The sequence below is a fragment of the Corynebacterium sp. HMSC078H07 genome (genome assembly GCF_001812805.1).
Taxonomy (GTDB): Bacteria; Actinomycetota; Actinomycetes; order Mycobacteriales; family Mycobacteriaceae; genus Corynebacterium.
In genome coordinates, this window is the sequence record NZ_KV810455.1 from 99050 (window position 1) to 107566 (window position 8517).

An 8517-nucleotide genomic window follows, 5' to 3' on the forward strand; every position below is an offset into this window, starting at 1 on the left:
GGGGCGCTCTTTAGGGTGAAGACCATGATGTCACACACACTCAAGAAAGCGACCATTGCAACCGCACTCGCAGCACTGACCTGCGGTGCCCTCGGCACCGGCGTTGCTGGTGCTGCGGAACCGACCTCCGCTAACCCTTTCGCCTCCAGCTCCAGCCAGATCGAAGAGCTGAGCTCTAAGCTGTTTGGCAACAAGGGCGGCAACAATGACGGCGGCAAGGATGATGAGAAGGGCTCCGGCCTCATCGAGAAGTATGAGGAGGTCGACGGCTTCAAGGACAAGCTTCCTGCCGATGAAGCGAAGAAGGCGATTGTCGGCACTTTCAAGGCCAAGAAGAACGATGCCGTATCTGTCACCTTCAACGAGGACGGCACCCTGTCCTACAACGATGGCTGCAACCACGGTTCTGGCACCTACCACTTCGACGGGGCTGATGCGATTGTCATTGACAATCTCACTGAGACCAGGATGGCATGCGATAAGCCGGTGATGGCTGATGCCCAGGATTTCAAGTCGATTCTAGAGATTAAGCCTGCAGTCTTCCCTATCGACGATTCCACCTATGCCTTGGGCGCCCAGGGTATTGTCATTCAGTTCGTCAAGTCTGAAGACAAGTAAAATCTTGCCGGTGCGTGTCAAAGCTGTGAGACAAATGGTTTCCTTGGGGAAAGTATAAAGTTGTAGTACAAACCCATGAAAAGCCTTGTGTTTGTAGCGTGATGCTTTTTAGGGTGAAACCATGTTGACGCACACATTCAAGAAAGCGACCATTGCAACCGCGTTCGCAGCACTGACCTGCAGCGCCTTTGGCACCGGCGTTGCTGGTGCTGTGGAATCTGCCCCCACCAACCCCTTCGCCTCCGGCTCCAGCCAGTTCGCACAGCTGAGCTCCAAGATCTTTGGCGGCCAAGATGATGAGAAGGGCTCCGGCGTTGTCGAAAAGATCGATGACGTCGAGGGCCTGAAGGCACCACTCTCTGCCGATGAGGCCAACAAGGTTCTCCTTGACGGCCCGTTTGAAGCCAAGAAGAACAAGAACATCACCATCGGCTTCCAAGAAGACGGCACCGTTGCCGTTGATGACGGCTGCAACGGCGGCAGCGGCACCTACGCGGTCGACGAAAAGAACGGCACCGTGGAATTGAAGGACGTGATGACCACGAAAAAGGGCTGCGAAAAGTCCGTGATGGAGGATGCTAAGGCATTCACCGATCTTGTCTACGCCAAGCCACACGTCTACGCCATCGACGATTCGACCATTGCCTTCGTCACCCAGGGACACGTCATTCAGTTCGTCAAAGCTGCGGAGTAAATAAAGTAAACAAACTGCGCTGCACGGTGGCTAGCCCGCAACGGGCTGGCCACTTTCTTTTGTGCGTTCAGCAATTCGGCGGCCCTCGATTGCCCAGCTGACAAAGCGGCTGGAACAGGCTGTCCAGTGAACAATGAGCAAGATAGGCAGGCTCAGGGAGATGAGATCTAAAAGCTCAGAGCCGTTGACGAGAGCGACTTGGTGGCCTCCCATGCTCACCGTTCCCGGCGGGAAGGTGCATGCCCACCAGGCCGGTGTGTACTCCGCCCACCGTACGACGTTGGGGTAGAACTTCGCCATTGCCCACAGAGCAAGGGGGATAGCGATAATCATCGCGGTGAGACCGTAGTACACGGAGAACTTACCTGGGTAGAGGATCTGCATCGCAGTGGTGGACTGTCCCACCACACCCAGCGGCACCCAGGCGGTGGCGGAGTTCGGGCCACTGAGATCCACTTTGCTGTGCCACGCGGCCCAGTACACACGGATGAACGTTGGGACGGCCGTGAGAATCGACATGGCGAAAAAGCCCGTGCCCAACAAGTGATAGAACTGGCCGTAATCGCGGGCACAGAACCCGGCGACAGAGGAGGAAATCATGGGTCCCACCAGCGGCAATCCCCAGGTAAACCGTGGCTGGCCGTCGAAGCGGGTGAGCTGAATAGCCCACGTGACAACGGTGACGGGAGCACCGATCCAGAAACCCACGAGCCGGAACGCTGGAATACCCGTTAGACCCGACAGTGCCGCGCCGAGCGCCAAGATTCCAATAAAGTACATCGACCATTCCGCCATTGTTGTGCGCGCAAAGCTGGGCTGGCGGTAGCGCGCAAAACCGATGGTGAGAACCAAGAAGATGACACAGGCAATGCCAGCAAACACGGCGGAGCCAATCATCAAACCGTTTTCGACAAGGAGGCGGGATACGATCGAGGTACCCATGAGACTGCCTCCCCAAGCGGGGCCAGGCGGCGGCAATTGGCGGAATCTATCAGACACAGATGGCATGGTAGCTGTATTCCCCGCCTACTGTCCTATTGATGTGCTGAACTTTGCGGAACCGGGCTCCTGTGGGGTGGGTAACCTGCCCATTTGTGCCTGCTAGCTTCAAGGATCGGGCTCGCGGCATCACGGAAGCTCGGGGTTGTTATGGGTTTGAATCAGGTCCTTCAGGTACATCCGTGCGACGAGCTTGTATAGCCGGCATGTACCACGTTACAGCGGCTGCCAGGATAGCCACTGCGGAAGCGCTCCATGTGAGAAACTCATCAGGGGTAAACCACCACGCGGATACGGCGAGTGCACCGAGCACGAGCCATAAAGCGGGGATAAGGGGGCTAGGGTTTTCCACCCATGGTTCTTGGGGGAACCGGCTACGCGCTTCGGCACGGATGCGCCGGGGAGTCTTTCGGGAAAGCGTCCAAACGCAGCCCACAACAAACACCAGCCCTGCGCCAGCGATGAGTAGGTCTCCCTTCACTCCGCCGAACATGAAAACGCCGACGGCGAACGCTAACGCCACGCGTTCCGACAGAGTAGGGGGGAACTTTTGGGCCGGATCTACGTCGGGGTAGATGCTCCTGAAGATATCGGTGTGGGGGTGGCTGTGCATGCTGTTTCCTCCGGTTTAGTTGATATGTTGACAAACCTGTTAATTTAGGGCAGGCTGACCTTACCAAGGCAAGCCTAGCCTATAATTAGTCCTGGATGAAACAAGGTTCTCAACATGATTCGCAATCTCTGGCGCTCAGCATGCGGTGTGATGATCGCAGCTCCCCTTGCTCTCGGCGCCGTTCCATTTTTGAACAGCGCCCCGGTAGCTCACGCAGAGACTTCCTGTACGTGGAACTGGGGGATCAAGCAATCCTTCCGAAGCTACATCAAAGGCAATATCGCCCGCGGCGGCTGGGGAGCCAGCGGTATCGGCTTTAGCGGTGATGAAAAAGGCAACGGTGCTTTTGTGTTCCAAGCCAGCGCGCCCACGTCCTCTGGCGGTACAGTCACCATCCCGTTCCAAGGCACGCTGAACTTCACAGGACATGACGGGGTTCTCGACATGACAATGTCGGACTTCAAGGTCATTGCTTCCGGTGACCAAGCAAAAGTGACGGTTGACTACGTTTCTTATGAACTGAACCGAAGCAACTACACCCGCGGGGCCCAGATTAAGGGCGACGATGAGGTCATCGCCACCATTAATCTGCAGGAGCCTGTCAAGGACAACGGCTCGGCAGTGAACCTGACGGGAACCACGTCTCTTAGCGCCGGGGGAGTCAAGCTCTTCACGGGCTTCTATGAGCAGGGCGAAGAACTCGATCCTTCCTCAGGCACCATCGCGTTGGATGGATCCTGCTCTGGTTCCGGCGGTGCAGCCGACAATGGATCTGGCTCGAAACGGCAGCTGAACTCTATTACCGGCAATTTTACGGGCTTCAACAAGGAAGTCATGGCTATGTTGTCCGAAACCAACGACACCATGAACGGTGTCACCACGTTTATGGGTAATACCCAAGCCTTCTTGGACGAGCTGGACTCATTCAAGAAGCGAGGCGACACCAACTCGGCTGCGGCTCCAGCGGTGTCGGCTAGCGCGCAGTCTGGCAACTCTACCTCCGGTAGCACCAGTACCCCGGGCCGAAGCGCCAACAGCCTTCCAGAAACAGCAGCAGTTGGCAACGGATCCAGCGTGGGAGCGTCGACAGCTGGAGTGCCTAACTCCGGTGCTTCGGGGGCGACGAGCTCGGCGGATTCTTCGTCAGGGGCAGCCTCTGCAGCCAACGAAACCTGCCAAGCCACCGGTGTGACCCAAGCTAGGGCGCAGTGGGGAGTGAAGAAGTCATTCCAGTCCTATATCACCGGCTCCATTGCGCAAGGAAAATGGGATCTCTCGGGAGTCGGATACAGCAATAGTAGATTCCAGTTTTCCGGCAACTCAGGCGCAGTTAAGGACGGCGCGGGTTCCGTGCGCTACGGCGGAAGCATCCAGTTCACCGGCCACCACGGCAAGCTCGACCTCAATATTGCGAATCTAGAAATCTCCTTCAACGGTAAAACCGGAAAACTAATCGGCGACGTGCGCTCCTCCAACATGGAAGGCGAGAAGAAGGACTTCGGACGCACCGCCATCGCCGACTTGAATTTCACGTCTCTGGAAGTGGGGACAGATGCCGTTTCGGGTGAAGCAACAGTATCCCTGACTGACGTTGGCTCCAAGGCATTCGCCGAATTCTATGAACCTGGAACACAACTCGATCCGCTAAGTTTCAACGCCAGCCTGGGCGGAAACGCCGATTGCAACGACGCTGTTGGCGGCAATAGTGGTGGCGGCTCGTCCAGTGCGGGAGACAGTGCCGGCTCCGAGGCGAAGGGCAGTGGCGGCGTCAACTCCGAAGCAGTAGACAACGCGCTGGCCAGTGACTCGTCGCAGGGCTACGAAGATGGTTCAAAGAAATTCCAGATCAAGTCCGCGAACTCCGAGAACGGCACCACCGATGACCTAGTTACCTACCTCCTCCTGTTCATCGCCGGGCTCATTATCGCCGGAGGCTCCACCAGCCGCCTCATTATGAACAACTCCTAGAAAGATCGCCGTGAAACTTCTCCTACGTCTCCTTTTCCCGCTTCTGTGCATCGTGGGATTGACTGCCTGTGGCGTGCAAGGAAGCTATACAGACCAGCTACCGGACCCGCAGGACCTTTCCGACCCGCGCTCCTTCGAAGGCGTTACTGAGGTAAGTGACTTCGCCGATATCGAGCCGGTAAGTACTAAAGTCCAGCCCGCCCTTCCGGTGGAACTTACTGACGCTGATGGTTATGACGTCTCCGTCACGGACGTCTCGCGGATTCTGGCGCTCGATATTTATGGGACCTACACCAAAACGCTGAGTGGATTGGGGCTCGCGGACAATATCGTTGGCCGCACCGTCTCTTCCACTGAACCGAATCTGGCGGATCGTCCTGTCGTGACTGAAGGCGGCCACAATATCAATGTTGAGGCAGTCCTAGAACTTAATCCGACGCTCGTTATCGTGGACCACTCCATTGGGCCCCGTGATGCGATCGATCAGATCCGTGAAGCAGGCGTGACCACTGTGGTCATGGAACCGCAGCGGACCATCGACTCGGTTGACGAAGACATCATTACGCTGGGTGAGACCGTCGGGCTTCCGGACGAGGCCCGCAAGTTATCAGAGCGCTCCATCAAGGAAATTGATGAGTCGAAGGAAGCCATTAAGACCATTGCCCCCGAGGAACCAATGCGTATGGCCTTCCTCTACGCCCGCGGGAACGGTGGCGTGTTCTTCATCATGGGGGAGGGGACCGGCGCCCAAGACCTCATCGAAGGAATAGGGGGAGTCGACCTCGCTGCGGAGAACAACCTTTCTTATGCCGAACCTGCTAACGCAGAAGCGCTGGCCCGCATCAACCCAGAGGTGATCATCATGATGACCGATGGTTTGAAATCCACTGGCGGAGTCGACGGACTACTGGAACGTCCTGGTGTGGCTCAGACCATTGCTGGTCAAAAGCAGCGCATCGTCACCATTCCTGACGGCCAGTCCCTGGCCTTCGGCCCCATGACCGGTCAGACACTGGTCAAACTCGCAAAGGCTGTATATGACCCAGACAATGCATAGCGACGTCTTCACACGACGCCGCACTCAGCGGATATCGGTATTCATATTCTTAGCGGTGCTTGCTGTTCTAGCGGGACTCATCTCGATCGTCCTCGGACAGTACTACATTGCGCTTTCTGATCTGTTCCCGATTCTGGCCTTAGGGCCGGGGCAAGAGTCCCTCACAGCCAGCGTGGTATGGAATATTCGCCTGCCGCGCTTGGTTTTGGGGCTACTCGTAGGTGCTGCTCTAGGCGTTGCCGGCACGTTGATGCAGGCCATCTTTGCCAATCCTCTGGCGGAGCCATCCATCATCGGAGTGACCTCCGGTGCAGGTGTTGGGGCGGCTGTAGCATTCGTCTTCAACCTCACCTTCGTGGGAACTTTCACTGTGCCAGCGCTGGCTTTCTTGAGCGCACTTTTAGTTACTTTCATTATCTACCAACTTGCACGCTATAACGGTCGCGTCACGGTGGTTCACCTGATCCTCACGGGTATCGCCATTAATGCAGTGTGCAATGCAATCATCTCCTTCATGGTGTACCTAGCACCGACCGCCAACCGGGAAGCCATCATTTTTTGGCAGATGGGTTCGTTCAATGGCTCGCAGTGGAAGCACGTATGGGTTGTTTTTCCCATCGTCCTTATCGGTATAGCAGTAGCCCTGCGTTTGGGCAGGCAACTTGACATTCTTGCGCTGGGCGAACGCGCTGCTGTGCACACTGGCGTAGATGTGTCTGTGTTGCGCATCGTGGCAATTGTGGCATCCGCAGTGCTTACCGCAGCTGCTGTGTCCTTCGCCGGCCTCATCGGCTTCGTTGGGCTCATCGTTCCCCACTTGTTACGCAGCATCGTAGGACCGCAAAACCACATCCTCATTCCTGCATCCGCCTTAGGTGGTGCGGTGCTCATCGGCTTTGCGGATGTGGCAGCACGAACCTTGATTCCCTTTGCGGACCTCCCAATCGGTATTTTTACCGCCTTAGTTGGCGGACCGACCTTCTTCATCCTGTTGCGCCGCATGATGCGAAAGGGGGTGCACTGATGCTGAACGTGGACAACCTCACCGTCCAAGTCGACGGGGTTACCCTCGTTGACAGCGTGACCTTTAATGCCCGGCCAGGCGAGGTCACCGGACTAATTGGCCCGAATGGTGCGGGGAAGTCAACTGTCCTTGGCGCGATCGCGGGTGATATCGACTTCTCCGGTGAAATCAGTGTCGGCGGTTTGTCGCCGAAGACCTCGCCCCGTGAGCTCGCACGCAAACGTGCGGTGATGCTTCAGGATGTTTCGGTGTCCTTTGAATTTCTGGTACGCGATGTTGTCGCGATGGGCCGCCGCCCTTGGCGCGGAACGCCCCACGCCGAACTTGACGAGCAGTTTATCGAAGCTGCCCTTGAAACAGCTGGAGCCGCGCATCTCTCCGGACGCGATATCAGCACGCTTTCCGGTGGTGAACGTGCGCGGGTGGCCTTTGCCCGTGTTCTTGCACAAAATACTCCAATAATCCTGCTGGATGAACCGACAGCGGCCCTCGATATCCGCCACCAAGAACAGCTACTGGGTTCTGCGAAAGCCCTAGCCCGCGAGGCAGGAGTAACCGCACTCGTGGTGCTCCATGACCTGAACGCGGCAGCCGCATATTGCGATCACATCGTGTGCGTCTCACGCGGGGGGATCGCAGCTCAAGGGCGCGTGGCGGAGGTTTTCACCGGTCCCATCTTGTCAGAGGTGTACGGCTGGCCGATCTCCGTCGACGGGCTGCAGGTACAACCACAGCGTGCCGCGCCCACAATCAATTCATTTTTCTCGCATCAACTGGAGGACTTCCATGTTTAAAAAAATCTTGGTGACCGCTATCGCAGCGACGGCGATTACTGTGCCGCAGGCAACCGCGGCAGAAGCAGAATCCTGCACCATCGAATCCGGCACTTTCAACTGGGGTATCAAGCACTCCTGGCGCTCCTACATCAAGGGACGAATCGCTAACGGTGACTGGGAGACGACCGGAACGGTGAAGGAAAACGGCGATCCGACAGGCAGCGATTTCACCTTCGGTTTCGAAGTCGATCCGGAAGCGTCCACAGTCTCTGTGGACGAGGCCGGCAATGTCACTGCATCGAAGATCAAGGCCAAGGACTCTTCGATTACTTTCACTGGACACCACGGAGCGCTGTACTCCAAGATGACGAACCCATTCGTGCAGACCGAAGGCGATAAGGCCCAGCTCGGCTCCGGCTACGAGGCCTACTTTGTTGAAGGCAAGCACATGACGCAGTACACCCCGGAGGACCGCGTTGAAGCCAACAAGCGTACTGGTGAAGGGGCGTTCGGTCAAGGTAAGGCACAGTGGAGCAAGGACGGCGATACTCTCACGCTTAATGCTTCCGACGTGATGTACGAGCGACAGCCCGGAACGAATGATTCTGGTGACGTCGAGGGCGTTGACTTCCTGTTCATGGGTATGTACAGCCACGACTACAACCCAGAGGTGGACAGCGCGCAGCTGACCCTCAATCTCGCCCCGGGCTGCGGCCAAGAGAAAGACAATGACGAGGTTCCGTCCGAGGGGGAGAAGCCGAAGTCCCA

9 protein-coding genes are annotated in these 8517 nt (G+C 57.0%); 7 read left to right on the forward strand and 2 right to left on the reverse strand.

Going from position 1 to position 8517, the window contains the following annotated elements; translation table 11 throughout:
• Window positions 1–24: 24 nt before the first annotated feature.
• Window positions 25–618 (forward strand): META domain-containing protein, encoded by a 594-nt coding sequence (locus tag HMPREF2875_RS03470; RefSeq protein ID WP_042531686.1) that lies wholly within the window; start codon window positions 25–27, stop codon window positions 616–618.
• A gap of 121 nt (window positions 619–739) precedes the next feature.
• A complete protein-coding gene (locus tag HMPREF2875_RS03475; RefSeq protein WP_042531684.1) occupies window positions 740–1312 on the forward strand; it encodes an META domain-containing protein in 573 nt (190 codons plus the stop codon).
• Between the two features lie 30 nt (window positions 1313–1342).
• Here the strand turns inward: HMPREF2875_RS03475 and HMPREF2875_RS03480 are convergent, their stop codons facing one another.
• Window positions 1343–2320 carry an SLAC1 family transporter gene (locus HMPREF2875_RS03480; protein WP_083311835.1) on the reverse strand — a complete coding sequence of 326 codons (978 nt, stop codon included), beginning with the start codon at window positions 2318–2320 and terminating at the stop codon, window positions 1343–1345.
• Window positions 2321–2459: 139 nt separating this feature from the next.
• Window positions 2460–2924, reverse strand: a complete 465-nt coding sequence (locus HMPREF2875_RS03485) for a hypothetical protein (RefSeq protein ID WP_042531680.1) — start codon at window positions 2922–2924, stop codon at window positions 2460–2462.
• 114 nt (window positions 2925–3038) lie between these two features.
• On the opposite strand from HMPREF2875_RS03485, the gene HMPREF2875_RS03490 reads away from it, so the two are divergent.
• From HMPREF2875_RS03490 to HMPREF2875_RS03510, 5 genes are all read left to right on the forward strand, one after another.
• Entirely contained in the window at window positions 3039–4892 is a 1854-nt protein-coding gene (locus HMPREF2875_RS03490) for an HtaA domain-containing protein (RefSeq protein ID WP_070670313.1), read from the forward strand.
• 10 nt (window positions 4893–4902) lie between these two features.
• On the forward strand, window positions 4903–5949 hold the full coding sequence (locus HMPREF2875_RS03495) for a heme/hemin ABC transporter substrate-binding protein (protein WP_042531676.1): 1047 nt from the start codon (window positions 4903–4905) through the stop codon (window positions 5947–5949).
• Window positions 5930–6973: a FecCD family ABC transporter permease gene (locus HMPREF2875_RS03500; RefSeq protein WP_042531673.1), complete on the forward strand. Its 1044-nt coding sequence runs from the start codon at window positions 5930–5932 to the stop codon at window positions 6971–6973. Before HMPREF2875_RS03495 ends, HMPREF2875_RS03500 begins: the two co-directional genes overlap by 20 nt.
• Window positions 6973–7767 carry an ABC transporter ATP-binding protein gene (locus HMPREF2875_RS03505; RefSeq protein WP_042531671.1) on the forward strand — a complete coding sequence of 265 codons (795 nt, stop codon included), beginning with the start codon at window positions 6973–6975 and terminating at the stop codon, window positions 7765–7767. Before HMPREF2875_RS03500 ends, HMPREF2875_RS03505 begins: the two co-directional genes overlap by 1 nt.
• Window positions 7760–8517, forward strand: a 758-nt coding sequence (locus HMPREF2875_RS03510) for an HtaA domain-containing protein (RefSeq protein WP_070670316.1), incomplete at its 3' end; no start/stop codon positions are given. The genes HMPREF2875_RS03505 and HMPREF2875_RS03510, both read left to right, overlap by 8 nt.